Genomic DNA, 24181 nt, shown 5'->3' on the forward strand with positions numbered 1-24181 from the left:
CTGATTTCGCGCCCGAGTATGCGCGACTTGCCCGCCGGTTTGAAGCCCCGAAGCAGCAGCAAGGGGGCGCGGCCCCCTCTGGCCTGCGGCCATTCACCCCCGGGATATTTCGGGCAAAATGAAAGCCCTTTCATCGAGCTGTAAATACTCTGGGGGAGTCCGAAGGACGGGGGCAAAGCCCCCTCAGCCGAGATCGCTATCGTCGCTGGCCGGTTTGTCCTTGTGGCGCTGCGGCAGTTTCGCGCGCAGTTTCTCGAGCCGCGCCTTGAGCTTCATGCGGCGGCGGTTCTGATAGGCGGTGATGAGCGGCAAGGAGATATAGTAGCATACGATGCCCGAGATGATGCCCGGGATCAGGCCGCCGACCAGATAGGGCAGCCAGACCTCGGCGAAGAAGCCGCGCAGCCCGTCCCAATGCGCGACCTCGTCCGTGAAGATCGCGTAGAAATTATGGCTCAGGTCATGGCCCGCGGCGGCAAAGGTCTCGGCCAGGCTGTCGGGATGATCCGGGTCGATCCGGTTGCCGAGGATCAGGTGCCCCAGCGTGGTCGAGCCGACGGCGATGATCGGGAAGGTGATCGGGTTTCCGAAGAAGGTCGCGAGGAGCGCTGCGAGGATATTGCCGCGCATCAGCCAGGCGATCAGCGCGGCCGAGGCGAAATGCAGCCCGAAGAACGGGGTGAACGACACCAGCACCCCGGCAAAGACGCCGCGTGCGATGCGGTGCGGCTGGTCGGGCAGGCGGTTGACGCGGTGCTTGACGTAGTGAAAGGCGCGGGTCCAGCCCATCTTCGGCCACACAGCTTCGCGGACATTCGCCCAGAAGCCCCGTCTGTCGCGCCGCTTGAACACGTCCTGCCCCTTCGCCCGGTCCCCCGGGCGCCCTTCAAGGTTTGCGCGAGATCTCGCGCCAGCGTTCCACCTGCGCCACGTCCGACTCGGCCTCAAGCGCGGTCAGCAACATGTGCAGATGCTCGGTATCGCGAAGCTCGACCTCTACCACCAGCGAGTAGAAGTCGGGTTTGCGGTCGGTGAAATGCAGGTCCGAGATATTGGCCTTCTGCTGACCGATCAAGGTGCAGATATGCCCGAGCACCCCGGCATCATTCGCGATCGTGATCTTGAGCGTCACCGAATAGGCGGCCGGGTGCTGGCCCGTGGACCAGTGCAGGTCGACCCAGCGGTCGGGTTGTTCCTCGAACTCCTCGAGCGCGGGGCAGTCGATCGCATGGATCACCACGCCCTGGCCGCGATAGGTGATGCCCACGATCCGCTCGCCGGGCAGCGGCTGGCAGCAATTCGCGCGGCGGAAGCTCTGGTCGGCGCCCAGCCCGATCACCGCGCGTGTGGGTTCGACCGTTTCCGGGCCCTTGATCGCCAGCTCGGGGTAAAGCGCGCCCAGCACTTCGGAGGCGGCGAGTTCCGCCGAGCCCAGCTGCGCGAGCAATTCGCTTTCATCCGGCAGGCCCAGCGTCTTAGCGGCGGTGCGCAGCGCCTTGTCGGTCACCTTGCGCCCGACATGCTCAAAGGCCACGCGCGCCAGTTCCGCGCCGAGTTTGACGAAACGCGAGCGATCCTCTTCGCGCAGCGACTTGCGGATCGAGGCGCGGGCGCGGCCGGTTTTCGCGATATCGAGCCAGGTCGCCTGCGGACGCTGCCCGGCGGCAGTGATGATCTCGACCGACTGGCCATTCTTCAGCCGCGTCCAGAGCGGCACGCGAATGCCATCGACCTTGGCGCCGACACAACTGTTCCCGATACGGGTGTGAATGGCATAGGCGTAGTCGATCGGGGTCGCTCCTTTCGGCAGCTTCACCACATCGCCCTTGGGCGAGAAGCAGAACACCTGATCGGAATACATCTCGAGTTTGACGTTTTCGAGAAACTCGTCGTGATCCCCCTCGCCGAAACGCTCGGTCAGGGTGGCGATCCATTGCGCGGGATCGACCGCGAAGGGGTTCGAGGCCCGCTCGCCATCTCGGTAAGACCAATGCGCGGCCACGCCCGCCTCGGCGACCTCATGCATCTGGCGGGTGCGGATCTGAACCTCGACGCGCTTGCCGTCGCGGCCCGACACCGTGGTGTGGATCGAGCGATAGCCGTTGGTTTTCGGCTGGCTGATGTAATCCTTGAACCGCCCCGGCACCGCGCGCCAGCGGCGATGGATCAGCCCCAGCACCCGGTAGCAATCGGTTTCCGAGCGCGTGATGACGCGGAAGCCGTAGATGTCCGAGAGCCGCGAGAAGGTCAGCTGCTTCTCTTCCATCTTGCGCCAGATCGAATAGGGGCGCTTGGCGCGGCCGAAGACATCGGCCTCGATCCCCTCTTCTTCCAGCAGATGGCGGATGTCGGCGGTGATCTTGGGGATCACATCGCCCGATTCCTTCTGCAGCGAGACGAAGCGGCGGATGATCGAGGTGCGCGCCTCGGGGTTGAGCACCTTGAAGGCAAGGTCCTCAAGCTCTTCGCGCATCCACTGCATCCCCATGCGACCGGCCAGCGGCGCATAGATCTCCATCGTCTCGCGCGCCTTCTGCGCCTGCTTCTCGGGCCGCATCGAGCGGATCGTGCGCATGTTGTGCAGCCGGTCCGCCAGCTTGACCAGGATCACCCGCAGGTCCTTGGACATCGCCATGAACAGCTTGCGGAAGTTCTCGGCCTGCTTGGTCGCGTTCGAGGACAGCTGCAGGTTGGTCAGCTTGGTCACGCCATCGACCAGCTCGGCAATGTCATGACCAAAAAGCCGCTCGACCTCGGTATAGGTCGAACGGGTATCCTCGATCGTGTCATGCAAAAGCGCGGTGACGATGGTGGCATCGTCCAGCCGCTGCTCCGTCAGGATTGCGGCAACTGCGACGGGATGAGAGAAATAGGGCTCGCCCGAATGACGAAACTGACCCTGATGCATATCCAGCCCGTAGGCATAGGCCCGACGGATCAGATCATCATTGCACTTCGGATTATAAAGGCGAACCAGCGCGATCAGGTCTTCGACGTCGATCATTCGCGCTCGTTCCGCCCCCTCGTCTTATTCGCGACCCTGAGCGTCCATCAGAGCGCGCAGCATGCGCTCTTCCGACATGTCGTCGGCGGAGGGGCGATCGGCGGTCTCGCCGCCCATCAGCAGGGCCATCGAGTCCTCTTCCATCTCGTCAACTTCGATCTGGGTCTGGTTCGACTCGATCAGACGCTCGCGGAGATCCTCGGCGGATTGGGTTTCTTCGGCGATCTCACGCAGCGCAACGACCGGGTTCTTGTCATTGTCGCGGTCAATGGTCAGCGCCGCACCAGCAGCGACTTCGCGCGCACGATGAGCGGCGAGCATCACCAGCTCGAAGCGGTTCGGAACCTTGTCCACGCAATCTTCAACCGTCACACGGGCCATGAGCTACTCCAATCGACTTGGGAGAGTTGAACCGCCTATCTAGGGCGCTCCTTCGGGAAAGACAAGCGCTCATTCCGCCGAATTGGCAGCAAACACAGGCCTGATCTGGGCTTTTTCGGCCTCCGGCAGCGCCGCCGCCATCTCGGCCACGGTTCGCCCGGTGGCCGGGTGGCGCCAGCCGGGGGCGATATCGGCAAGGGGAATCAGCACGAAGCTCCGGTCCTGCAGGCGCGGATGCGGCAAGATCAGGACCTCGGGCGCCTCGACCGCCTGACGCTCCGGCGCAAGCCCCCGCCAGCGGGACTGAACCTCCGCATCGGGCAGGATCAGATCGCCCGCCGCGAGCAGATCAAGATCGACCTTGCGCGCCTCCCAGCGATGCGTGCGCGTGCGCCCAAGCTCCGCCTCGATGCGATGCAGGAGCTCCAGCAATTCCTGCGGCGCAAGCGCCGTTTCGAGCGTTGCGCAGGCATTGACGAAATCCGGCCCGGACCCGGGCGGATAGGCTGGTGTGCGGTAAAATCGACTGACCGCCCTAATCTTCACCCCCGCCTCCGCCAACCCTGCCAGCGCCCGGACCAGGGTCTCGGCGGGCTTCCGCCCGCGGTCTGACAGGTTCGCTCCAAGGCCGATCTGGTAAACCAAACTGTCCATTTGGACAGATACCCCCATGTAGGTGACAACCCTATAGTGAGCCTGCTGCGCCAGCAGCAATTCTGAGATTGGTTCTGTCAAGTCCGTTCAGGTGACGCAACTAAGAAGAAAAACAAGAAAAGACGAAGAGGCTACCATGTTTTACAAAGACGAACGTCTGGCCCTGTTCATTGACGGTTCCAACCTTTACGCCGCCGCGAAAGCTCTTGGTTTCGACATCGACTACAAGCTGCTCCGCCAGGAATTCGAACGCCGCGGCAAGCTGGTCCGCGCCTTCTACTACACCGCGCTTCTGGAAAACGAAGAATATTCCCCGATCCGCCCGCTGGTCGACTGGCTGAACTACAACGGCTTCGCGATGCGCACGAAGCCCGCCAAGGAATATACCGACTCGATGGGCCGCCGGAAGGTCAAGGGCAACATGGACATCGAGCTGACCGTCGATGCGATGGAACTGGCCGAGCGCCTTGACCACATCGTGCTGTTCTCGGGCGATGGCGATTTCCGTCCGCTGGTCGAAGCGCTGCAACGCCGCGGCTGCCGCGTCTCGGTGGTCTCGACAATCCGCTCGCAGCCGCCGATGATCGCCGACGAACTGCGCCGCCAGGCCGACAACTTCATCGAGCTCGACGCGCTGCGTGACGTCATCGGCCGTCCCCCGCGCGAACCGCGCGACGGCGACGAAAGCTGATCCCCTTTTCGGCCGGGCACTCCGTCTTCCGGCCCGCTTCGAGCGCGCGGAATGTCCGCGCGCTCTTTTTTTGTTCGACGCCCCGGCGTATCAGGGGCCATGTTCGAAACCCTCTCGCTCTTCGGCCTGTTTGTCTCGGCGATGCTGGCCGCGACCCCGATCCCGTTCCAGTCGGAGGTCGTCTTCGTCGCGCTGCAAACTGCGGGCGAGGTGCCGATCTGGCAGATGCTTGTGGTTGCGGGCACCGGCAACACGCTGGGCGCCTTGATCACCTATGTGATCGGGCGCGGCGCCAACCATTGGCGCGACCGGCGCTGGTTTCCCGCCTCGCCCGAACAGATGGCCCGCGCCGAAAGCTGGTTTCACCGCTGGGGGGCTTGGGTGCTCCTGCTCAGCTGGGCGCCGGGCGGCGACCTTGCCTGCCTCGTCGCAGGCGTGCTGCGGATGAACCCGCTCCTGTTCACGCTCCTGGTCGCGATCGCGAAAACCGCGCGCTACGCCGTCGTGGCCTTCCTCACCGCCCAGACCCTGAGCGCGCTGGCCTGAGTTTCATCGAGCCCCAAATACTCCGGGGGAGGCCGCAGGCCGGGGGCGGAGCCCCTTCCCGTCTGGACGCGGGCGCGCCACCGCATTAGGTCTGGTCGAAACAAGGAGCGCGCGATGAAACCTGCCCTCACCCTTTATCTCGCAGCCCCGCGCGGCTTTTGCGCGGGCGTCGACCGGGCGATCAAGATCGTCGAGATGGCGATCGAGAAATGGGGCGCGCCGGTCTTTGTCCGCCACGAGATCGTGCACAACAAATTCGTCGTCGACAGCCTGCGCGAAAAAGGCGCGGTCTTCGTCGAGGAACTCAGCGACTGCCCCGACGACCGGCCGGTGATCTTCTCGGCGCATGGCGTGCCGAAATCCGTCCCCGCCGAGGCGCAGCGGCGCAACATGGTTTATGTCGACGCGACCTGCCCGCTGGTCTCCAAGGTCCATATCGAGGCCGAACGTCATCACGCGGACGGGTTGCAGATGGTGATGATCGGCCATGCCGGCCACCCCGAGGTGCTGGGCACGATGGGCCAGCTGCCCGAGGGCGAGGTGCTTTTGGTCGAGACCGCCGAGGATGTTGCGCATCTTGCCCCGCGCGACCCCGAGCGGCTCGCCTTCATCACCCAGACGACGCTCTCGGTCGATGACACGGCGGGCATCGTCGCGGCACTCAAGGCGCGGTTTCCCGGCATCGTCGGCCCCGCCAAGGAAGACATCTGCTACGCCACCACCAACCGTCAGGCCGCGGTCAAGACAATCGCGCCGCGGATCGAGGCGCTCCTGGTCATCGGCGCGCCGAACTCGTCGAACTCGCGCCGCCTCGTGGAGGTCGGCAGCGCCAATGGCTGCGCCTACAGCCAGCTCGTGCAGCGCGCGACCGATATCGACTGGCGCGCGCTCGATGGCGTACGCGCGGTCGGCGTGACGGCGGGCGCCTCGGCCCCCGAAGTGTTGATCAACGAGGTCATCGACGCTTTCCGCGCGCGCTTCGACCTGACCGTCGAACTGGTCGAGACCGCCCGCGAAGACATCGAATTCAAAGTCCCCCGCGTCTTGCGCATGTCCTGAAAGGTGCCTGATATGTTGCTCTATAACATGCCATCTTCCGGCAATAGCTACAAAGTCCGCCTGCTGATGGCGCTTTTGGGCAAGACCTACGACACCGTGGATGTCGAATATCTGACCGATGCGCTGGATCAGGCCAAGGCCACGGGCGCGATGCCCTTTGGCAAGGCGCCTGTGCTGCATCTGGATGACGGGCGGATGCTGCCCGAATCGAATGCGATCCTGTGCTATCTGGCCGAAGGCACCGATCTGATCCCCGCTGACGCCTATACCCGTGCACAGATGCTGTCATGGATGTTCTGGGAACAGAACCAACATGAAGGCGTGATCGCCGTGCGCGCCGCCTTGCGCAACTATCCCCATCGCGCCGCCCAAGCCACGCCCGAACGGATGGCGGACCTTCTGGCGTCCGGCAACGGGCTTTTGAAGATCATGGACGATCATCTGGCGGGGCGCGACTGGCTGGTGGGCGATGCGCTGTCTTTGGCCGATATCTGCCTTTACGCCTATACCCACACCGCCGAAACGAAGGGCGGCTATGATCTGGCTCCCTTCCCCGCACTGCGTGCTTGGCTTGCCCGTATCGCCGCGCTGCCCGCCTATAAGGGGCTTGATGACTGATGAGCCTTGCCTTTCTTGCCACTACATTCGTGATCTGCCTCGCCCCCGGTATCGGGGTTGTCTACACGCTCTCGGTCGCGCTGGCGCAGGGGCTGCGCGGCGGGCTTTGGGCGGCGCTGGGGTGCACGCTGGCCACGCTGGTGCATCTGGGCGTCGCGATGGCGGGGCTGGCGGCAGTGCTGCACAGCTCGGCCGTGCTGTTCCAGAGCGTGAAATTCGCGGGCGTCGCCTATCTGCTCTGGATGGCCTGGGGCACCCTGCGTTCAACCGGAGGGCTGCAGGTGCAGGCCGCCACCGAGGCGCAGCCGGTCGCGCGGCTGGTCTGGCGCGGCATCATGCTGAACCTGCTCAACCCCAAGATCCCGATGTTCTTCATGGCCTTCCTGCCGCAATTCATGGCGCCCACCGATGGCGCGCTGATGATGGCCGAACTGGGCGCGGTTTTCGCCGCGATGACCTTCGCCGTCTTCGCGGGCTATGCCGCGCTTGCGGCCTCGGGGCGTGAGGCGGTGCTGTCGCGCCCGGCCGTCACCGCCTGGATGCGGCGCCTCTTTGCGGCGTCCTTCGCCGCGCTTGGGTTGCGCCTCGCGCTGGAGCGCGCGTGATGGAGTTTCACGCCTGGACCGACGGTGCCTGCTCGGGCAACCCGGGCCCCGGCGGCTGGGGCGTTCTGATGCGCGCGATGGAGGGCGAGACCGTCCTGAAAGCGCGCGAGCTGTCGGGCGGCGAGGCGGACACCACCAACAACCGGATGGAGCTGATGGCGGCGATCAGCGCGCTTGAGGCCCTGACCCGCCCCGTCGAGATCACCATCACCACCGACTCGGCCTATGTGAAAAACGGCGTGACCACCTGGATCCACGGCTGGAAGCGCAACGGCTGGCGCACCGCCGACAAGAAGCCGGTGAAGAATGTCGACCTCTGGCAGCGGCTTGAAGAGGCGCAGGCGCGCCACAAGGTGCGCTGGGAATGGATCAAGGGCCACGCCGGCCACCCGGAAAACGAGCGCGCCGACGAACTCGCCCGCGCCGGCATGGCGCCGTTCAAGCCATGAGCGGCTGGGCGCCCCTTGCCGCCGAGCTGTCGCTGGGCACGCTCCTCGGAGATCGCCCGATTGCCACCGCGCTCGATTACGCCTCGGTGCTGGTCTTCGCGCTGACCGGCGCGCTGGTCGCCTCGCGCCAGCAACTCGATATCGTCGGTTTCATCTTTATCGCGATCCTGACCGCGCTTGGCGGCGGCACGCTGCGCGACCTGCTGCTGGGGCGCGACCCGGTGTTCTGGGTCGGCCGGCCCGAATTCATCGTGCTGGCCTCGCTTGCGGCGATCATCGTGTTCTTTACCGCGCATCTTTTGGAAAGCCGCTATCGCGCGCTGCTGTGGCTCGACGCCTGCGCATTGGCCGTCGCGGTGCCTGCGGGCGTCTCGATCACGCTGGCGCTTGGCCACGGGCCGGTGATCGTGCTGCTGATGGGGGTTGTCACCGGCACCTTCGGCGGGCTGATGCGCGACGTGGTCTGCAACGAGGTGCCGCTGGTGCTGAAACAGGGCGAGCTCTACCTCAGCTGCGCCTTTGCCGGGGCGGCGACGGCGCTGATCCTTGGCGCAGTTGGACTGCCGGGCCTGCCCGCGCTGATCGGCTGCGGGTTGGTCACGCTGTTCCTGCGCGCGGGATCGCTGCGGCTGGGCTGGAAACTGCCGGTCTACAAGGCCCGCCCGCCGCGCCAGCGCTAAAGGAACAGCCGCAGCACAAGCGGCGCCAGAAACGCCGTCAGCACCGCATTCAGCCCCATCCCGATCGAGGCAAAGGCCCCCGCCGTGTCATGCACCTGAAAGGCGCGCGCCGTTCCGATGCCATGCGCGGCCACGCCGGTCGCAAAGCCCCGCGCCCGCCAGTCGCGCAGCCGCAACAGGTTCAGCATCGGCGTCACGAAGATCGCCCCGATCATCCCGGTCAGCAGCACCAGCACGGCCGTCAGCGTCGGCTGCCCGCCCAGCGCCTCGGATATCCCGATCGCGACCGGCGCCGTGGCCGATTTCGGCGCCAGCGAGGCCAGAAGCTCGGGCCCCGCGCCCAGCGCCTTGGCAATCGCCAACGCCGAGGCCACCGCCGTGAACGACCCCGCCAGAAGCGCCGCGAGGATCGGCAAGAGTGCCCGGCGGATCGCGCGCAGGTTGGCCTGCAGCGGCACCGCGAGGCAAACCGTCGCCGGACCCAGCATGAAATGCACGAATTGCGCGCCCTCGAAATACTCCGCATAGGGCGTGGCCGTCGCCCAGAGCACCAGCGCCAGCACGATCACCGCGATCATCACCGGGTTGGCAAAGGGCGTGCGCCCGGCCTTCTGGAACAGCGTGTCGCCGATCCAGTAGGCGACCAGCGTGGCCGAGAGCCACAAGAGCGGCTCGGAGGCGAGATAGGACCAGATCAGCGCGGCATCAGTCATCGGCGCGACTCCCGACCAGACGCGCAACCAGCGTGAAGGTCACCGCCCCCACGACAATCGCCACCAGCGTCGAGCCAACCAGCGCCAGCGCCAGCGCCGTTCCATATTCCGCCAGCACCGGCATATGCGCGACAACCCCCACGCCCGCCGGCACGAACAGGAGCGACAGATGCTGCAACAGCCCCTGCGCGGTCGGGCGCACCAGCGCGTTCAGCCGCGGCGAGAGGCTCAGCGCCACCACCATCGCGACCATCCCCAGAACCGGCCCCGGCAAGGGCAGATGCGCCGCGCGCGACACCACTTCGCCCGCCAGCTGGAACAGCAAAATCACCGATAGCGCCGCGACCATCCCGGCCTCCCGTCCTTGTGTGGATATGCCCCAAGGCTACGCAGTTTCGCCCCGTCACGAAAGCAAATATCACGCATATCTTGTGGATAACCGGCGCTTCGCCGCCAGATCATGGGGGCAGGCGTTGACTCATCGCCCCCCTGCCCCAACACTCGGGGCTTGATCCGAACAGAATCACCAAGGGCATTTTCTTGCGTTTCACCCGGCTCCGACTGACTGGCTTCAAAAGCTTCGTGGACCCCACCGACCTGGTGATCCACGACGGACTGACCGGCGTCGTCGGGCCGAATGGCTGCGGCAAGTCGAACCTGCTCGAGGCGCTGCGCTGGGTGATGGGCGAGAACCGCCCGACCGCAATGCGCGGCGAGGGCATGGAAGACGTGATCTTTGCGGGTGCCGCCTCGCGGCCCGCGCGCAACTTCGCCGAGGTCTCGCTGCAAATCGACAATACCGAACGGCTCGCGCCTTCTGGCTTCAACGATTCCGACGGGCTCGAGATCGTGCGGCGGATCACCCGCGACGCGGGCTCGGCCTACAAGGTCAACACCAAGGACGTGCGCGCGCGCGACGTGCAGATGCTGTTTGCCGATGCCTCGACCGGCGCGCATAGCCCGGCGCTGGTGCGGCAAGGCCAGATTGCCGAACTCATCAACGCCAAGCCCAAGGCGCGCCGCCGCATTCTGGAAGAGGCTGCGGGGATCTCGGGGCTTTACCAGCGCCGCCACGAGGCCGAGCTGAAGCTGAAAGGCGCCGAGCAGAACCTCTTGCGCGTCGATGACGTGATCGAGCAGCTCGCGCAACAACTGGCGACGCTGGCGCGGCAGGCCCGGCAGGCGGCGCGCTATCGCACCATCGGCGAAGAGCTGCGTCGCGCCGAGGGGATGCTGCTCTATCGGCGCTGGCGCGAGGCCGAGATCGCGAAATCCGAAGCCGAGGCCGCGCATCAGACCACGATCCGCGCCGCCGGTCAGGCCGAGCTTTCCGCGCGCGAGGCCGCCAAGGCCCGCACCGCGCGCGAAGAGGCGCTGCCGCCGCTGCGCGAGGAAGAGGCCGTGGCCGCCGCGATTCTGCAGCGGCTCCTGGTGCAGCGCGATGCGCTCGGCACGCAAGAGGCCGAGGCCGCCGCCCGCATCGAGACCCTGCAAAACCGCATCGGCCAACTGTTGCGCGACATGGAGCGCGAGGCCGGGCTGAACCGCGACGCGGGCGAGACGATCCAGCGCCTCGAATGGGAGCAGGCGCAGATCACCAAGGCCGCCGAGGGCCACGAAGACCGCCTCGCCGCCGCGGCCAGCGACGCGCAGGAGGCGGGCGATGTGCTGTCCGCCCGCGAGGCGCAACTGTCGCAGCTGACCGAGGATGTCGCGCGCCTCGCCGCGCGCCACCAATCGGCGCAGCGGCTCTTGTCCGACAGCCGCTCGACCGCCGAGAAATCGACCGCCGCCGCCTCTGCCGCCAAGCTCGCGGCCGAAACCGCGACCGCCGCGCTCGACAAGGCCAAGGGCGATTTCACCCGCGCCGAAGCCGCGCAGGCCGAGGCGCAGGCCGCCTCGGAAGCCGCCGAAACGGCGCTGGCCAAGGCCGACGACCTGCGCGCCGAAACCCAGGCCCGCGAAACCGCCGCCCGCGCCGCGCGCTCGGAGGCCGAGGGCGAATCGGGCGCGCTGCGCGCCGAAGTCTCGGCTCTGGCACGGCTGGTCGAACGCGAGGCCGCGACCGGCAAGCAACTGCTGGACCGCGTGCGCGTCGACAAGGGTTTTGAGGCCGCGCTCGGGGCCGCGCTGGCCGACGATCTGCGCGCGCCCGAGGTGTCGGGCGAGGCCGCGACCGGCTGGGCAGCGCTGCCCGATTACGACCGCGCGCAATCCCTGCCCGATGGCGTCGCACCGCTCTCTGATCAGGTCGATGTGCCCGATGTGCTGCGCCGCCGGATCTCGCAGATCGGGCTGGTCGCGGATTACGACGAGGGTCTGCGCCTGCAATCCCTGCTGAAACCCGGCCAACGGCTGGTCTCGATGGAGGGCGACCTGTGGCGCTGGGACGGGTTCCGCGCTGGTGCCGAAGACGCCCCCACCGCCGCCGCACTGCGCCTGCAGCAGTTGAACCGGCTGGTCGAGCTGAAGCGCGACCTCGAAGAGGCCGAGGCCAAGGCGGCGGGCGCGAAACAGGCGCATGAGGCGCTCAGCGCCGAGCTGCGCGCCGCGACCGAGGCCGACCGCCTCGCCCGCGAGGCGCGCCGCAGCGCCGATCACAAGCTGGCCGATGCGGGCCGCGCGCTGAGCCGTGCCGAGGCCGATCGCTCAATCGCGGGCTCCAAGCTGGAATCGGCGCGCATGGCGGTGTCGCGCCACGAGGAAGAGGCGATGGTCGCCCGCGCCGCCCTGCTCGAAGCCGAGCGCGGCTTTGAGGCCCTGCCCGACCTGAAGGCCGCGCGCGAAGAGGTGGACGCGATCAAGATCACCGTCGAAGCCGCGCGCGTCACGATGATGACCAAGCGCGCCGGCCATGACGAGATCCGCCGCGAGGGCGAGGCCCGCACCCGGCGCCGGCAGGAAATCATCAAGGAAATCTCGGGCTGGCGGCACCGGCTTGAAACCGCCGAGAAACGCTCGGCCGAGCTGGCGCTGCGCCGCGACGAGACCGAGGCCGAGCTGACCGAAGCCTCCGCCCGACCGGGGCAGCTGGCCGAGGCACGCGCGGCGCTCTCTGAGCAGATCACCAGCGCCGAGGCGCGCAAGGCAACCGCCACCGATGCGCTCGCGGGCGCCGAAACCGCGCTGCGCGAGGCGCAACTGGCCGAGCGCGAGGCTGAACGCCTTGCCGGCGAGGCGCGCGAACGCCGCGCCCGTGCCGAGGCCCGCCTGGATGCCGCGCGCGAAGTCATCAAGGCCGCCGCCGAGCGTATTTTCGAAGAGACCGAGATGCATCCGGCCAAGCTTCTGGAAAGCCTCGACTGCGACCCCGACGCGATGCCCGATGCCGAGGCGCTGGAGACCGAGGTGAACCGCCTCAAACGCCAGCGCGAGGCCCTCGGCGCAGTCAACCTGCGCGCAGAGGAAGACGCGATCGAGGTCCAGACCGAGCACGATCAGCTGGTCAAGGAAAAGGCCGATCTCGAAGAGGCGATCCGCAAGCTGCGCGCGGGGATTTCCGGCCTCAACCGCGAAGGGCGCGAGCGCCTGCTGACCGCTTTCGAGCAGGTGAACGACAGCTTCCGCACCCTGTTCACCCATCTTTTCGGCGGCGGCACGGCGGACCTGCAACTGGTCGAAAGCGACGATCCGCTGGAGGCCGGGCTTGAGATCATGTGCCAGCCGCCCGGCAAGAAGCTGAGCACGCTGAGCCTCCTGTCGGGTGGCGAGCAGACACTTACCGCGATGGCGCTGATCTTCGCGGTGTTCCTCGCGAACCCGGCGCCGATCTGCGTGCTCGACGAGGTGGACGCGCCGCTCGACGACGCGAACGTGACGCGCTTCTGCGACCTGCTCGACGAGATGACGCGCCGCACCGACACGCGTTTTCTGATCATCACCCACCACGCGGTGACGATGTCGCGGATGGATCGGCTGTTCGGCGTGACGATGCAGGAACAGGGCGTGAGCCAGCTGGTTTCCGTCGACCTCAAGCGCGCCGAACAGCTTGTCGCCTGAGACGCTGCGCCGCGACCTGCGAACTGGCCATCTCCGCCTCGCGGCTTTATAGCTGTTCGAGACGAAGTGGAGGATAATGCATGAAATTTCTTGCCCTGGCCCTTGGATTCGCACTGGCCGCCCCTGCCGCAAATGCGCAAGTGATGGCTGATGTCGACGTGATCGCGGTGTTCTTGCAGGAGTTCGGCCTGCCGACCGAAAAGACCGTCGATCCCGATGGCGACCCCAAGATCGAAAGCCGCATCGAGGGCACCCGCTTTGCGGTCTATTTCTACGGCTGCGACAACGGCAAGGAGTGCGACTCGATCCAGTTCTCGACCGGCTTCGACCTGAAAGAGCCGATGACCCTAGAGGCCGCCAACGCCTGGAACCGCGACAAGCGTTTCGGCAAGGTCTATCTCGACGAAGACGGCGACCCTTACATCGAATATGACGTGAACACGGATTTCGACGGCATCGGGTCGGAAAACTTCGACGATTCGATTGACCTTTGGCGCGCGCTGCTGGCGGAATTCCGCGACTATATCGACTGGTAACGGCCAGAAAGGACCCATCATGACCGGAAAGATCGAAGCGCGCCTCGCAGAGCTGGGCATCACCCTGCCCGCCGCCCCGGCGCCTGCCGCCAATTACGTGCCCTTCGTGCAAAGCGGCCAGCAGCTTTTCGTCTCGGGCCAGATCTCGAACAGCGCCGAGGGGCTGATCAAAGGCAAGCTCGGCGCCGACATGGATGTCGAGGAAGGCGCGCTGGCGGCGCGGTTCTGCGGGCTCGCACTGATCGCGCAGGCGCGCGCGGCGCTAGGGGATCTGGACCGCGTGAAACGGGTGGTGAAGCTTGTGGGCTTCGTCAACTCGACCGCCGAATTCATCGACCAGCCCAAGGTCGTCAACGGTTGCTCGGACCTGATGGTTGAGGTCTTTGGCGAGGCCGGCCGACACGCGCGCTCGGCTGTTTCGGCGGCCAGCCTGCCGCTGGGCGTTGCCGTCGAAATCGAGGCGATTTTCGAAATCGAATGATCCCGCTCGACCCGGAGTTCCTGCGTCGGCCGCTCGCGCATCGCGCGCTGCACGATCTGGCGCAGGGCCGCCCCGAGAACAGCCGCGCGGCGATTCGCGCAGCGATTTCGGCGGGTTACGGCATCGAGATCGACGTGCAGCCTTCTGTCGATGGCGTGCCGATGGTGTTTCACGACTATCGCCTCGGGCGCCTGACCGGGCAGGAGGGCGCCATTCGCCAGTTGACCGCCTCCGCGTTGGGGGCGATCCATCTGACCGGCAGCAACGAGGGCATCCCGACCCTATCCGAAGTGCTGGATCTCGTCGCGGGCAAGGTGCCGCTGCTGATTGAAATCAAGGATCAGGACGGCGCGATGGGCCCCGATGTCGGCCCGCTCGAACGCGCGGTGGTCGCGGCGCTCGCGGGCTATGCCGGGCCAGTCGCGCTGATGTCCTTCAACCCGCATTCGGTGACTGCGCTGCGCGAGGCCGGGGCGCGTTGCCCGGTCGGGCTGGTGACCTCATCCTACCGGCCCGAACATTGGCCGCTCTTGCCGGAACCGCGGCGGGCCGAGTTGCGCGCGCTGGAGGGGATTGAAACGCTGGCGCCCGATTTCATTTCGCACGAGGCCGCAGACCTTGGCAGCCCGTTGGTGGCCGCACTCAAGGCGCGCGGCCTGCCGATATTGTGTTGGACGATCCGCTCGCCCGAGGCCGAGGCCGAGGCGCGGCGCGTGGCCGACAACGTGACCTTCGAAGGCTACGCCGCGCCCTTCCCCGCCTGAGGTCAGAGCTTTTCGAGCAGCCGCTCGCCCGTGGTCAGGTCGCAGGCCCCCGCAACCTCTTCGAGGCTGACATGGGTGATCACGCCATCCTCCGCCACCAGCGCATAGCGGGTCGAGCGGTTGATCAGCCCCAGATGCGGTGCCGAGAAATCCATGCCCAAGGCTTTGGTAAAGACGGTTTCCGCATCCCCCAGCAGCGTGATCCCCGCCTCGGCCGCACCCGTCGCCTCGCCCCAGGCCTTCAGCACGAAGGGGTCGTTCACGGCCACGCAGATAACCTCGTCGACGCCCTTCTCGGCAAAGCCCGCGCGCGTGCGCATGAAGCTCGGCAGGTGCGAGGTCGTGCAGGGGCCGGTGAAGGCGCCAGGCAGACCAAAGATCACCACCTTGCGCCCCTTGACCTTCGAGGCCAGTTCGACCGGCTCGGGGCCATTCGCGCCCATCACCAGAAAGGTTGCGTCGGGAAGAGTGGCGCCGACCGTTATAGACATGTTGAACTCCCTGTTCGCGTTGCAGATTCCCTGCCTCACGATATAGGGTCACGCAAGCGAACGACCAGAGGAAAGAAGATGTCCGGGATCGTGATTGTAGGGGCGGGTCAGGCCGCGGCATCCATGGCCGCGAAGCTGCGCGCGAAAGGGTATGACGGCGAGATCACGATCTTCGGCGATGAACCCGTCGCGCCCTATCAGCGTCCGCCGCTGTCCAAGGCCTATCTGCTGGGCGAGATGCCGCTGGAGCGGCTGACGCTGCGCGGCGCGGACTGGTATGCCGAGAACAAGGTGACGTTGCGCCTGAACGAACGGGTCACCGCGATCGACCCCGAGGCCCGAACCCTGCAAACGACCACGGGCACGATGGGCTATGACGAGCTGGCGCTTTGCACCGGCGCCACGCCCCGCCGCCTGCCCGCCGCAATCGGCGGCGACCTGCCCGGCGTGTTCACCGTGCGCAACCTCGCCGATGTCGAGGCGATGAAACCCGAGTTCCGTCCGGGCCGCAGGCTCTTGGTGATCGGCGGTGGCTATATCGGCCTTGAGGCTGCTGCCGTCGCCCGCAAGCTTGGCCTCGAGGTCACCCTGATCGAGGCTGCCCCGCGCATTCTCGGCCGCGTCGCCTGCGCGGAAACCGCCGATGCGATCCGCACGCTGCATTCGGGCCATGGCGTCACGATCATCGAAGGCAAAGGCATTGCTGAACTCTATGGTTCAGATACCTTTGAGAGCACATTACTTGACGACAAATCAAAGGTTTACGCTGATTTCTGCATCGTTGGCATCGGCGTCACCCCAAATACGGAACTGGCCGAATCTGCCGGCATCACTTGCGCAAACGGCATTGTCACCGACGCTCAGGGCAAATGCAGCACGCCTCATGTCTGGGCCGCAGGCGATTGTGCCGAAATCGATCTCGCGGGCACTCGAACCCGTCTCGAAAGCGTCGGCAACGCCATCGACATGGGCGAACTGATCGCGGAAAACATGCTGGGAGCAGGGCGCTCCTATCAACCGAAACCCTGGTTCTGGTCCGATCAGTACGACGCAAAACTGCAGATCGCCGGCTGGAACGCGGGTTACGACCGCGTCATCGCCCGCCAGACCGAGGGCCAATCCTTCTGGTATTACAAGGGCGACCAGCTGATCGCCGTTGACGCGCTGAACGCACCCCGCGCCTACATGATCGGCAAGCGCCTGATCGAGGCGGGCAAATCGCCCGACCCGGCGCTCTTGGCCGATCCCGGGACGGACCTGAAAGGACTTCTGGCATGAGGATCGTCGGCGGAGAACGGCGCGGGCTGAAACTGGCCGATGTCGGCGAGGGCGACGCCAAGGCCCACCTGCGCCCCACCACCGACCGCGTGCGCGAAAGCATCTTCAACCTGCTGATCAACGGCACCCACGGCAACCCGGTGCCCGGCGCGCGCGTGCTCGACCTCTTTGCCGGCACCGGTGCACTTGGCCTTGAGGCCCTCTCGCGCGGCGCGGCCCGCGTGGCCTTTGTCGATGATGGCGCCGCCTCACGCGCGCTTCTGCGCCGCAATATCGAATTGATGCGTGCCATGGGTGTAACCGATGTCTGGCGCCGCGATGCCACCCGCATGGGCCCCTGCCGCGGCGCAGGCTACAACCTGATCTTCCTTGATCCGCCCTACGGAAAAGCCCTTGGCGAACAAGCTCTTGCCTCCTGCCTCGAAGGCGGCTGGATCGCGCCCGGCGCAATGATCGTCTGGGAAGACAACGCCGCGCCCGTCCCGCCCGCGCCGCTCGAACAGATCGACCAACGCAAATACGGCGACACGCTGGTCACGCTCTGCAGAATGCCCGCCTGATCTTCATCGAGCCGAAAATACTCCGCGGGGGTCTGGGGGCGCGAAGCCCCCAGCGGCCGCTCAGCCCCAGGTCGGGTGGAACCGGTCCGCGGGCGAAAGCGTAAAGATTTCGCAGCCATCGGCGGTCACGCCGATCGAATGCTCGAACTGCGCGCTCAGCGACTTGTCGCGGGTCACTGCCGTCCAGTCATCGGCCAGCACCTTGGTTTCGGGGCGGCCCAGATTCACCATCGGCTCGATGGTGAAGAACATCCCCTCTTCCAGCACCGCGCCCGACCCCGCGCGCCCGTAATGCAGCACATTCGGCGGCGCGTGGAACACCCGGCCCAGCCCGTGACCGCAGAAATCGCGCACCACCGACATCCGGTGGCCCTCGACGTATTTCTGAATCGCGTGGCCGATATCGCCAAAGGTATTGCCGGGGCGGACCTGCTCGATCCCGACCATCAGCGCGTCATGGGTCACCTGGATCAGGCGCTCTGCCTTGCGGCTGAGATTTCCGGCCACATACATGCGCGACGTATCGCCATACCAGCCATCGAGGATCACCGTCACATCGATGTTCAGGATATCGCCATCCTTCACGACCTTGTCGCTCGGGATGCCGTGGCAAACCACATGGTTCACCGAGATGCAGGACGCGTGCTGATAACCGCGATAGCCGATGGTCGCCGATTTCGCGCCCAGCTCGGTCACCCGGTTGCGGATGAAATCGTCGAGCGCCCCGGTGGTCACGCCCGGCGCCACCAGCTCGGCCACCTCGTCCAGAATCCGCGCCGCGCAATGGCCCGCCGCCTGCATCCCTTCGAAATCCGCCGCTTCGTAGATGCGGATCCCATCCTTCGTCACGCGTCCGCCGCTCTCGTTCAAGGCACTTCTCCTGATCTTTGGCCCCTCCATAAGCCCAAAAGCGCCGCATGGCCAGAGCGGGCTTTCCCGTCGCTTCGGCGCGGCTTATACCAAGGACGGAAGGAGACCCTCATGCCCAATCCGACTGCCGCAATCCTGATCATCGGCGATGAAATCCTGACCGGGCGCACCCGCGAGGGGAACGCGCATTACCTTGCGGGCGAGTTGGTCAAGGTGGGGATCGACCTGCGCCAGATCCGGGTGATCTCGGACGATCACGCGACGATCGTGGCCGCCGTGCGCGAGCTGTCGGCCAGCCACGATCAGCTGTTCACCTCGGGCGGCATCGGGCCCACGCATGACGACATCACCGCCGACGCGGTGGCCGAGGCCTTCGACGCCCGGCTCGATGTGCGCGACGACGCCCGCGCGATACTGGCCGCGCATTACGCCGCGCGCGGGGTCGACTTCACCCCTGCCCGCCTGCGCATGGCGCGCATCCCCGAGGGCGCCACGCTGATCGACAACCCGGTCTCGGGCGCGCCGGGCTTTTCCATCGGCAATTGCCACGTGATGGCCGGGGTTCCGAACATCTTTCAGGCGATGGTCACCGGGCTTTTGCCGCGCCTCACCGGCGGCCAGCCGCTGATGTCGCGCGACTGGATGGTGATGGTCCCCGAGGCCAGCATCGCCGACCAGCTCCGCGCCTTGGCCGAAACCCACCCCGAGGTCTCCTTCGGCTCCTACCCCTTCGTGCAAGAAGGGCATTACGGCACCAACCTCGTCGCCCGCTCGACCGATGCGGCAGCCCTCGAGGCGGGTTTCGCCGCACTGCAAACCGCATTCCCGGAGGGCAAATGACCCTGTTCGACCTGATCGACGCCACCTGGCCTGCCGAAACCTGCACGGAAACCGGCGGCTTCCTGCTGCGCTTTACCAAAGGCGCGGGCAGCCGCGTCAGCGCCGCGACCCTGACCGGACCGTTTGATGCCGCCGATCTTGATGCCGCGATCGCCGCGATGCGCGCGGCGGGCCAGCGCCCGCTCTTCATGATCCGCCCCGGCGACGAGGCGCTTGACGCGGCGCTCGCCGCGCGCGGTTACGTCATCGAAGACCCGACCGTCGAATTCGCCGCGCCGCTGGCCGAGCTTGCCGGCGAAGTGCCTCCGGTCACCGCCTTCGCGCATTGGCCGCCCTTGCGGATCGCGCGTGAGGTCTGGGACGAAACCGGCATCGGCGCCGCGCGTCAGGCGATCATGGAGCGTGTCGTGGGGCCCAAGACCTGCGTGCTCGGTCGCATCGATGACCGCGCGGCGGGCGCCGCCTTCGTGGCGATCTCGGGTGAAACGGCAATGCTGCACGCGCTGTCGATCCTGACCGAGAAACGCCGCAAGGGGCTGGCGCGCGCGATGATGCGCGAAACCGTCCGCTGGGCCACCGGCGAAGGCGCGACCCGGCTTTCGTTGGTCGTGCGCGAAGACAACACCGCCGCCGTCACACTCTATGAGGGCCTCGGGATGAAGCGCGGGCTTGGCTATCACTACCGGGCGGAGGCCGCGGCATGATCCGGCACGCGCTTGCGGCGGCTCTGGCACTAGCCCTGCCGGTCGCGGCACTCGCCGCACCGCCGATCCTCTTGACCCTGCCGCAGGGCGCCAATGTCTCGGCTGCGCGCGAAGCCCCTGCCTCAAGCCTCGATTTCCTGACCGGCCCCTGGAACGACGGCGCCGCTCCGTCAAAGCGCCTCGAAGGCAACCGTGCCGATACCGCCTGGCGGCTGCGCGCAAATCAGGCGACAACCTTGCAGATCCTCGCGCCGCTGCGCTCCCAGATCGAGGCCGAGGGCTATTCGATCCTGTTCGAATGCGACAGCGAGGCCTGCGGCAGCTTTGATTTCCGCTATGCGCTCGACATCCTGCCCGAACCCGAAATGCACGTCGATCTGGCCGATTTCCGCTATCTCGCGGCGCGCAAGGGCGATGCCTATGTCGGGCTGATGGTCTCGCGCTCGTCGGAGTCGGGTTTCGTGCACCTGAGCACGATGCAGGCCGAGGAAATCACCCTCGCGCAGCCCCGCAACGAGCTGACCGCGCTGCCGCAACCCCCCGCGATCCTGACACCGGGCGGGATCGCGATGCCCGCAGCACCTGCCGCCACCGGCGCACAGCTGGGGGCCGCGCTTGAGGCACAAGGCGCGCTCGCGCTTGAGGATCTGGTGTTTGAAAGCGGCAGCGCCGAGCTGGGCGCGGGCGAGTTTGCCTCGCTCAAGGCGTTGGCGGCCTATTTGCGGGCTGAAAGCGGGGCGATGGTGGCGCTGATCGGCCATACCGACGCGACCGGCAGCCTCGAAGGCAATATCGCCCTGTCGAAACGCCGCGCTGAGGCCGTGCGTGCCCGTCTGATCGAGGGCTACGGCGCACCCGCCGAACAGCTTAGCTCGGAGGGCGCCGGCTGGCTGGCGCCGCGCGCGACCAACCTGACCCCGGAGGGGCGCGAGAAGAACAGAAGGGTCGAAGCGGTTCTCACTTCGACCCAGAGTTGGCGGCAACCGACGGAATAGTCGCCGCAGGGGAGGAACTTATCTCGCCTACCAGTTGTCAGGCCCCTTGTCGGCAAAGGTCTCGGCGAGGAAATCGATGAAGGCGCGCACCTTCGGCTGCGTGAAGCGCCCGGGCGGATAGATCGCGTAGATGCCCAGCGTCTCCATCGGCAGATCGGGCATGGCCTCTTCGACCAGCCCCTGCTTGAGCGCATCGGCATAAAGGAACGACGGCAGATAGGCGATGCCCAGCCCCGCGATCGCCGCATGCAGCAGCGACTGCCCGTCGTTCACCGTCAGCCAGCCTGCCGACCGAACCTGACGCCGCTCGCCCGAGGGCGCGGTGATCTTCCAGACATTGCCCGCCGACTGGTTCGAGTAATGCAGAAGCTTGTGCTCGTTCAGGTCGTCGATCTTGGCCGGGCGACCGTATTTCTTGAAATATTGCGGCGACGCGATCATCCGGCGCGAGGTCTCGGTCAGCTTGCGCGCCCGCAGCGAGCTGTCTTCCAGCTCGCCCACGCGGATCGCCATATCGAACCCTTCCGAGATCAGCTCGACATAGCGGTTGTTCAGCACCATGTTCACGGTGATGTCCGGGAATTCCTGCAGGAAATCGCCCAGAACCGGCGACAGCAGATTCACCCCGAAATCGGTCGCAACCGAAATCCGCAACAGCCCCGAGGGCGCGATCTGCATCGAGGTTACCAGCGCATCGGCCTCGCCCGCGTCATTCAGCACGCGGCGCGCGCGGTCGTAATAGGCCAACCCGATCTCGGTCGGGCTCACGCGGCGGGTGGTGCGATTGAGCAGTCGCGCGCCAAGACGGGCTTCGAGTGAGGAAACATGTTTCGACACGGCAGATTTGGAGATTCCCATCTTCTTTGCCGCGTCGGTAAACCCACCCTGATCCACCACGGTCGCAAAGGCTTCCATTTCAGTCAGGCGATCCATGTTGCACCTTTCCGGCTTACTTCAGGGGGTCTCGTTTCAAACAAAACTCGTGTTCAATTCGGGCGCAAATTGGGCCGTGCATGGACAATCGCGGGGAATTTCCGAGGCTGATTGCAGACCGTGAACGATTGTCGCCTGAAACGGCACAGCCAGATCCGCCCGATCTGACGCCGCGTTCGGGATGACAGGCCCGCATGCAGCGGTCAGATTGGCGCCAGCCAAGGGAGGAAACCATGAGCCATTACCCGCATATGCTTGCGCCCCTCGATCTGGGGCATGTGGTTCTGAAGAACCGCGTGCTGATGGGGTCGATGCATACGAACCTCGAGGAAACCGGCGACTGGAACCGCGTCGCCGAATTCTACGCCGAGCGCGCACGCGGCGGCGTCGGGCTGATGGTGACGGGCGGCATGGCGCCGAACCTCGAAGGCGGGGTATTCCCCGGCGCGGCGGGCCTGTTCACGCCGCAAGATATCGCCAATCATCGCATCGTCACCGATCGCGTGCACGAAGCGGGCGGGCGCATCGCGATGCAGATCCTCCATGCCGGCCGCTATGCCTATTCACCCGATTGCGTCTCAGCCTCGGCGGTGAAATCGCCAATCTCGCCCTTCCCGCCCAAGGAGCTGGACGAAGACGGCATCGAGAAACAGATCGCCGACATCGTCACCGCCGCCGCCCGCGCGCGCGAGGCGGGCTATGACGGCGTCGAGGTGATGGGCTCCGAAGGTTATTTCCTGAACCAGTTTCTCGTGCGCCACGTGAACCGCCGCGAAGACCGCTGGGGCGGCTCGTTCGAGAACCGCATGCGCCTGCCCGTTGAAGTCGTGCGCCGCGTGCGCGAGGCCGTCGGCCCGGATTTCATCGTGATCTTCCGCATCTCGCTGATCGACCTCGTGCCCGATGGCTCGACCTGGGACGAAGTCGTCACGCTGGCCAAGGCCATTGAGGCCGCCGGCGCCAGCATTCTCAACACCGGCATCGGCTGGCACGAGGCGCGCGTGCCCACGATCGCCACCTCGGTGCCGCGCGCGGCCTTCACCTGGCTGACCGCGCGACTGCGCCCCGAGGTCGGCATTCCGGTCATCACCTCGAACCGGATCAATACGCCCGAAGTGGCCGAGGACATCCTCGCGCGCGGTGACGCCGACATGGTCAGCCTCGCGCGACCCTTCCTCGCCGACCCCGATTTTGTCGCCAAGGCCGAAGCCGGACGCGCCGCCGAGATCGCGCCCTGCATCGCCTGCAACCAGGCCTGTCTCGATCACACCTTCCAGGGCAAGATCAGCTCCTGCCTCGTGAACCCGCGCGCAGGCCATGAAACCGAGCTCACCATCGCGCCGACGGGCCAGCCGAAGCGCATCGCGGTGGTGGGCGCGGGCCCGGCAGGGCTCTCGGCGGCGATCACCGCCGCCGGGCGTGGCCACCGGGTAACCCTCTTCGACCGCGCCGCTGAAATCGGCGGCCAGCTTTGCCTCGCCCGGCGTATCCCCGGCAAAGAGGAATTCCACGGCCTCACCGACTGGTTCGCCACCATGCTCAGCCGCACGGGCGTCGAGCAGCGCCTGAACACCGAGGCCACGGTCGAGACCCTCGCTGATTTCGACGAGGTGGTAATCGCCACCGGCATCGCGCCGCGCGACCCGGGCATTCCGAACGAGGGCGGCCAGGCCGCCTCCTATCTCGATATCCTCTCGGGCCGCGTCACCGCCGGCCCGCGCGTCGCCGTGGTCGGCGCGGGCGGCATAGGCTTCGACGTGGCCGAGTTCCTGACCGTAGCCGAAAGCCCGACGCTCGACCTAGAAGAATGGATGCGCGAATGGGGCGTGGGCGATCCGGCCAAAACCCCCGGCGGCCTCGCCCGCCCGCAACCCGAACCGCCCGCGCGGCAGGTCACACTGCTGCAGCGCAAACCGGAAAAACCCGGCCGCAAGCTTGGCAAGACCACGGGCTGGATCCATCGCGCGGCGCTCGCCGCCAAGGGCGTGAAGATGATCGGCGGCGTGAATTATGAACGCATCACCGCCGAAGGCCTGCACGTCTCCTTCGGCCCCGAGCGCAAGGAACCGACCCTGATCGAAGCCGATACGGTCGTGCTCTGCGCCGGCCAGCTCTCCGAGCGCGGCCTCGCCGATCAACTCAGCGCAACCGGCATCACCCCGCATATCATCGGCGGCGCCGAACTGGCCGGGGAGCTTGACGCGAAACGCGCGATTGATCAGGGCACCCGCCTCGGCGCCAGCCTCTGATCTTCATCGAGCCGGAAATACTCCACGGGGGTCTGGGGGTGTGAAACCCACAGCCGATCGGCGCCGGGGCTCTGCCCCGGA

General features: G+C 66.4%; 26 protein-coding genes. 17 read left to right on the forward strand and 9 right to left on the reverse strand.

The window, feature by feature from the left end; translation table 11 throughout:
* Positions 1 to 183: 183 nt before the first annotated feature.
* From CLN94_RS07800 to folK, 4 genes are all read right to left on the reverse strand, one after another.
* Positions 184 to 789 (reverse strand): DUF2062 domain-containing protein, encoded by a 606-nt coding sequence (locus tag CLN94_RS07800; RefSeq protein ID WP_096432909.1) that lies wholly within the window; start codon positions 787 to 789, stop codon positions 184 to 186.
* 97 nt (positions 790 to 886) lie between these two features.
* Complete coding sequence (locus CLN94_RS07805) at positions 887 to 3004, reverse strand: RelA/SpoT family protein (RefSeq protein ID WP_096432911.1); 2118 nt, start codon at positions 3002 to 3004, stop codon at positions 887 to 889.
* A 24-nt stretch (positions 3005 to 3028) separates the two neighbouring features.
* Positions 3029 to 3385, reverse strand: coding sequence for a DNA-directed RNA polymerase subunit omega (gene rpoZ, locus CLN94_RS07810; RefSeq protein ID WP_096432913.1), 357 nt, complete (start codon positions 3383 to 3385; stop codon positions 3029 to 3031).
* 69 nt (positions 3386 to 3454) lie between these two features.
* Entirely contained in the window at positions 3455 to 4039 is a 585-nt protein-coding gene (gene folK / locus CLN94_RS07815; RefSeq protein ID WP_096432915.1) for a 2-amino-4-hydroxy-6-hydroxymethyldihydropteridine diphosphokinase, read from the reverse strand.
* Positions 4040 to 4175: 136 nt separating this feature from the next.
* On the opposite strand from folK, the gene CLN94_RS07820 reads away from it, so the two are divergent.
* From CLN94_RS07820 to CLN94_RS07850, 7 genes are all read left to right on the forward strand, one after another.
* The gene (locus tag CLN94_RS07820) at positions 4176 to 4730 is read left to right on the forward strand and encodes a LabA-like NYN domain-containing protein (RefSeq protein ID WP_096432917.1); all 555 of its coding nucleotides are present in this window, start codon (positions 4176 to 4178) and stop codon (positions 4728 to 4730) included.
* 99 nt (positions 4731 to 4829) lie between these two features.
* On the forward strand, positions 4830 to 5276 hold the full coding sequence (locus CLN94_RS07825; protein WP_096432919.1) for a YqaA family protein: 447 nt from the start codon (positions 4830 to 4832) through the stop codon (positions 5274 to 5276).
* 114 nt (positions 5277 to 5390) lie between these two features.
* Positions 5391 to 6335 carry a 4-hydroxy-3-methylbut-2-enyl diphosphate reductase gene (gene ispH / locus CLN94_RS07830; protein WP_096432921.1) on the forward strand — a complete coding sequence of 315 codons (945 nt, stop codon included), beginning with the start codon at positions 5391 to 5393 and terminating at the stop codon, positions 6333 to 6335.
* A 12-nt stretch (positions 6336 to 6347) separates the two neighbouring features.
* Entirely contained in the window at positions 6348 to 6953 is a 606-nt protein-coding gene (locus tag CLN94_RS07835; RefSeq protein WP_096432923.1) for a glutathione S-transferase family protein, read from the forward strand.
* Positions 6953 to 7558 carry a LysE family translocator gene (locus CLN94_RS07840; protein WP_096432925.1) on the forward strand — a complete coding sequence of 202 codons (606 nt, stop codon included), beginning with the start codon at positions 6953 to 6955 and terminating at the stop codon, positions 7556 to 7558. Before CLN94_RS07835 ends, CLN94_RS07840 begins: the two co-directional genes overlap by 1 nt.
* On the forward strand, positions 7558 to 8007 hold the full coding sequence (gene rnhA / locus CLN94_RS07845) for a ribonuclease HI (RefSeq protein ID WP_425439455.1): 450 nt from the start codon (positions 7558 to 7560) through the stop codon (positions 8005 to 8007). The genes CLN94_RS07840 and rnhA overlap by 1 nt, the downstream gene beginning before the upstream one ends.
* A complete protein-coding gene (locus CLN94_RS07850) occupies positions 8004 to 8687 on the forward strand; it encodes a trimeric intracellular cation channel family protein (protein WP_096432929.1) in 684 nt (227 codons plus the stop codon). Before rnhA ends, CLN94_RS07850 begins: the two co-directional genes overlap by 4 nt.
* Here the strand turns inward: CLN94_RS07850 and CLN94_RS07855 are convergent.
* On the reverse strand, positions 8684 to 9400 hold the full coding sequence (locus CLN94_RS07855) for an LrgB family protein (RefSeq protein WP_096432931.1): 717 nt from the start codon (positions 9398 to 9400) through the stop codon (positions 8684 to 8686). The two genes, CLN94_RS07850 and CLN94_RS07855, sit on opposite strands and share 4 nt — an antisense overlap.
* Complete coding sequence (locus CLN94_RS07860) at positions 9393 to 9749, reverse strand: CidA/LrgA family protein (RefSeq protein ID WP_096432933.1); 357 nt, start codon at positions 9747 to 9749, stop codon at positions 9393 to 9395. The genes CLN94_RS07855 and CLN94_RS07860 overlap by 8 nt, the downstream gene beginning before the upstream one ends.
* 191 nt (positions 9750 to 9940) lie before the next feature.
* Between CLN94_RS07860 and smc the strand changes: the two genes are divergently transcribed.
* The 4 genes from smc to CLN94_RS07880 all read left to right on the forward strand — a co-directional run bounded on the left by smc (position 9941) and on the right by CLN94_RS07880 (position 15180).
* Positions 9941 to 13399 carry a chromosome segregation protein SMC gene (gene smc / locus CLN94_RS07865; protein ID WP_096432935.1) on the forward strand — a complete coding sequence of 1153 codons (3459 nt, stop codon included), beginning with the start codon at positions 9941 to 9943 and terminating at the stop codon, positions 13397 to 13399.
* 80 nt (positions 13400 to 13479) lie between these two features.
* Positions 13480 to 13935, forward strand: coding sequence for a YbjN domain-containing protein (locus CLN94_RS07870; protein ID WP_096432937.1), 456 nt, complete (start codon positions 13480 to 13482; stop codon positions 13933 to 13935).
* Between the two features lie 19 nt (positions 13936 to 13954).
* On the forward strand, positions 13955 to 14416 hold the full coding sequence (locus CLN94_RS07875; protein ID WP_096432939.1) for a RidA family protein: 462 nt from the start codon (positions 13955 to 13957) through the stop codon (positions 14414 to 14416).
* Positions 14413 to 15180 carry a glycerophosphodiester phosphodiesterase family protein gene (locus CLN94_RS07880; protein WP_096432941.1) on the forward strand — a complete coding sequence of 256 codons (768 nt, stop codon included), beginning with the start codon at positions 14413 to 14415 and terminating at the stop codon, positions 15178 to 15180. The genes CLN94_RS07875 and CLN94_RS07880 overlap by 4 nt, the downstream gene beginning before the upstream one ends.
* Positions 15181 to 15182: 2 nt before the next feature.
* On the opposite strand, the gene CLN94_RS07885 is transcribed toward CLN94_RS07880, so the two are convergent.
* Entirely contained in the window at positions 15183 to 15671 is a 489-nt protein-coding gene (locus CLN94_RS07885) for a peroxiredoxin (RefSeq protein ID WP_096432943.1), read from the reverse strand.
* Between the two features lie 78 nt (positions 15672 to 15749).
* Here CLN94_RS07885 and CLN94_RS07890 point away from each other — a divergent pair, with 78 nt between their 5' ends.
* The gene (locus CLN94_RS07890; RefSeq protein WP_096432945.1) at positions 15750 to 16949 is read left to right on the forward strand and encodes an NAD(P)/FAD-dependent oxidoreductase; all 1200 of its coding nucleotides are present in this window, start codon (positions 15750 to 15752) and stop codon (positions 16947 to 16949) included.
* Complete coding sequence (gene rsmD / locus CLN94_RS07895) at positions 16946 to 17509, forward strand: 16S rRNA (guanine(966)-N(2))-methyltransferase RsmD (protein ID WP_096432947.1); 564 nt, start codon at positions 16946 to 16948, stop codon at positions 17507 to 17509. Before CLN94_RS07890 ends, rsmD begins: the two co-directional genes overlap by 4 nt.
* Positions 17510 to 17569: 60 nt before the next feature.
* On the opposite strand, the gene map is transcribed toward rsmD, so the two are convergent.
* A complete protein-coding gene (gene map, locus CLN94_RS07900) occupies positions 17570 to 18379 on the reverse strand; it encodes a type I methionyl aminopeptidase (protein WP_096432949.1) in 810 nt (269 codons plus the stop codon).
* 111 nt (positions 18380 to 18490) lie between these two features.
* On the opposite strand from map, the gene CLN94_RS07905 reads away from it, so the two are divergent.
* Genes CLN94_RS07905 through CLN94_RS07915 form a run of 3 tightly spaced genes read left to right on the forward strand, consistent with a single transcriptional unit; the run spans position 18491 to position 20918 of the window.
* The gene (locus CLN94_RS07905; protein WP_096432951.1) at positions 18491 to 19219 is read left to right on the forward strand and encodes a competence/damage-inducible protein A; all 729 of its coding nucleotides are present in this window, start codon (positions 18491 to 18493) and stop codon (positions 19217 to 19219) included.
* Positions 19216 to 19923, forward strand: a complete 708-nt coding sequence (locus CLN94_RS07910; RefSeq protein WP_096432953.1) for a GNAT family N-acetyltransferase — start codon at positions 19216 to 19218, stop codon at positions 19921 to 19923. The genes CLN94_RS07905 and CLN94_RS07910 overlap by 4 nt, the downstream gene beginning before the upstream one ends.
* Entirely contained in the window at positions 19920 to 20918 is a 999-nt protein-coding gene (locus CLN94_RS07915; protein WP_096432955.1) for an OmpA family protein, read from the forward strand. The genes CLN94_RS07910 and CLN94_RS07915 overlap by 4 nt, the downstream gene beginning before the upstream one ends.
* A gap of 27 nt (positions 20919 to 20945) precedes the next feature.
* Here the strand turns inward: CLN94_RS07915 and CLN94_RS07920 are convergent, their stop codons facing one another.
* Positions 20946 to 21851 carry a LysR family transcriptional regulator gene (locus tag CLN94_RS07920; RefSeq protein ID WP_096432957.1) on the reverse strand — a complete coding sequence of 302 codons (906 nt, stop codon included), beginning with the start codon at positions 21849 to 21851 and terminating at the stop codon, positions 20946 to 20948.
* A gap of 233 nt (positions 21852 to 22084) precedes the next feature.
* On the opposite strand from CLN94_RS07920, the gene CLN94_RS07925 reads away from it, so the two are divergent.
* The gene (locus CLN94_RS07925; protein WP_096432959.1) at positions 22085 to 24100 is read left to right on the forward strand and encodes an NADPH-dependent 2,4-dienoyl-CoA reductase; all 2016 of its coding nucleotides are present in this window, start codon (positions 22085 to 22087) and stop codon (positions 24098 to 24100) included.
* Positions 24101 to 24181: the final 81 nt, after the last annotated feature.

Origin of the sequence: Pseudothioclava arenosa (genome assembly GCF_002358085.1) — a bacterium.
Lineage (GTDB): Bacteria > Pseudomonadota > Alphaproteobacteria > Rhodobacterales > Rhodobacteraceae > Pseudothioclava > Pseudothioclava arenosa.

Bases quoted from the DNA above. Each gene is read 5' to 3' on its own strand.
- CLN94_RS07800 (WP_096432909.1), bottom strand. From the start codon at position 789: ATGGGCTGGACCCGCGCCTTTCACTACGTCAAGCACCGCGTCAACCGC.
- CLN94_RS07805 (WP_096432911.1), bottom strand. From the start codon at position 3,004: ATGATCGACGTCGAAGACCTGATCGCGCTGGTTCGCCTTTATAATCCG.
- rpoZ (WP_096432913.1), bottom strand. From the start codon at position 3,385: ATGGCCCGTGTGACGGTTGAAGATTGCGTGGACAAGGTTCCGAACCGC.
- folK (WP_096432915.1), bottom strand. From the start codon at position 4,039: ATGGACAGTTTGGTTTACCAGATCGGCCTTGGAGCGAACCTGTCAGAC.
- CLN94_RS07820 (WP_096432917.1), top strand. From the start codon at position 4,176: ATGTTTTACAAAGACGAACGTCTGGCCCTGTTCATTGACGGTTCCAAC.
- CLN94_RS07825 (WP_096432919.1), top strand. From the start codon at position 4,830: ATGTTCGAAACCCTCTCGCTCTTCGGCCTGTTTGTCTCGGCGATGCTG.
- ispH (WP_096432921.1), top strand. From the start codon at position 5,391: ATGAAACCTGCCCTCACCCTTTATCTCGCAGCCCCGCGCGGCTTTTGC.
- CLN94_RS07835 (WP_096432923.1), top strand. From the start codon at position 6,348: ATGTTGCTCTATAACATGCCATCTTCCGGCAATAGCTACAAAGTCCGC.
- CLN94_RS07840 (WP_096432925.1), top strand. From the start codon at position 6,953: ATGAGCCTTGCCTTTCTTGCCACTACATTCGTGATCTGCCTCGCCCCC.
- rnhA (WP_425439455.1), top strand. From the start codon at position 7,558: ATGGAGTTTCACGCCTGGACCGACGGTGCCTGCTCGGGCAACCCGGGC.
- CLN94_RS07850 (WP_096432929.1), top strand. From the start codon at position 8,004: ATGAGCGGCTGGGCGCCCCTTGCCGCCGAGCTGTCGCTGGGCACGCTC.
- CLN94_RS07855 (WP_096432931.1), bottom strand. From the start codon at position 9,400: ATGACTGATGCCGCGCTGATCTGGTCCTATCTCGCCTCCGAGCCGCTC.
- CLN94_RS07860 (WP_096432933.1), bottom strand. From the start codon at position 9,749: ATGGTCGCGGCGCTATCGGTGATTTTGCTGTTCCAGCTGGCGGGCGAA.
- CLN94_RS07870 (WP_096432937.1), top strand. From the start codon at position 13,480: ATGAAATTTCTTGCCCTGGCCCTTGGATTCGCACTGGCCGCCCCTGCC.
- CLN94_RS07875 (WP_096432939.1), top strand. From the start codon at position 13,955: ATGACCGGAAAGATCGAAGCGCGCCTCGCAGAGCTGGGCATCACCCTG.
- CLN94_RS07880 (WP_096432941.1), top strand. From the start codon at position 14,413: ATGATCCCGCTCGACCCGGAGTTCCTGCGTCGGCCGCTCGCGCATCGC.
- CLN94_RS07885 (WP_096432943.1), bottom strand. From the start codon at position 15,671: ATGTCTATAACGGTCGGCGCCACTCTTCCCGACGCAACCTTTCTGGTG.
- CLN94_RS07890 (WP_096432945.1), top strand. From the start codon at position 15,750: ATGTCCGGGATCGTGATTGTAGGGGCGGGTCAGGCCGCGGCATCCATG.
- rsmD (WP_096432947.1), top strand. From the start codon at position 16,946: ATGAGGATCGTCGGCGGAGAACGGCGCGGGCTGAAACTGGCCGATGTC.
- CLN94_RS07905 (WP_096432951.1), top strand. From the start codon at position 18,491: ATGCCCAATCCGACTGCCGCAATCCTGATCATCGGCGATGAAATCCTG.
- CLN94_RS07910 (WP_096432953.1), top strand. From the start codon at position 19,216: ATGACCCTGTTCGACCTGATCGACGCCACCTGGCCTGCCGAAACCTGC.
- CLN94_RS07915 (WP_096432955.1), top strand. From the start codon at position 19,920: ATGATCCGGCACGCGCTTGCGGCGGCTCTGGCACTAGCCCTGCCGGTC.
- CLN94_RS07920 (WP_096432957.1), bottom strand. From the start codon at position 21,851: ATGGATCGCCTGACTGAAATGGAAGCCTTTGCGACCGTGGTGGATCAG.
- CLN94_RS07925 (WP_096432959.1), top strand. From the start codon at position 22,085: ATGAGCCATTACCCGCATATGCTTGCGCCCCTCGATCTGGGGCATGTG.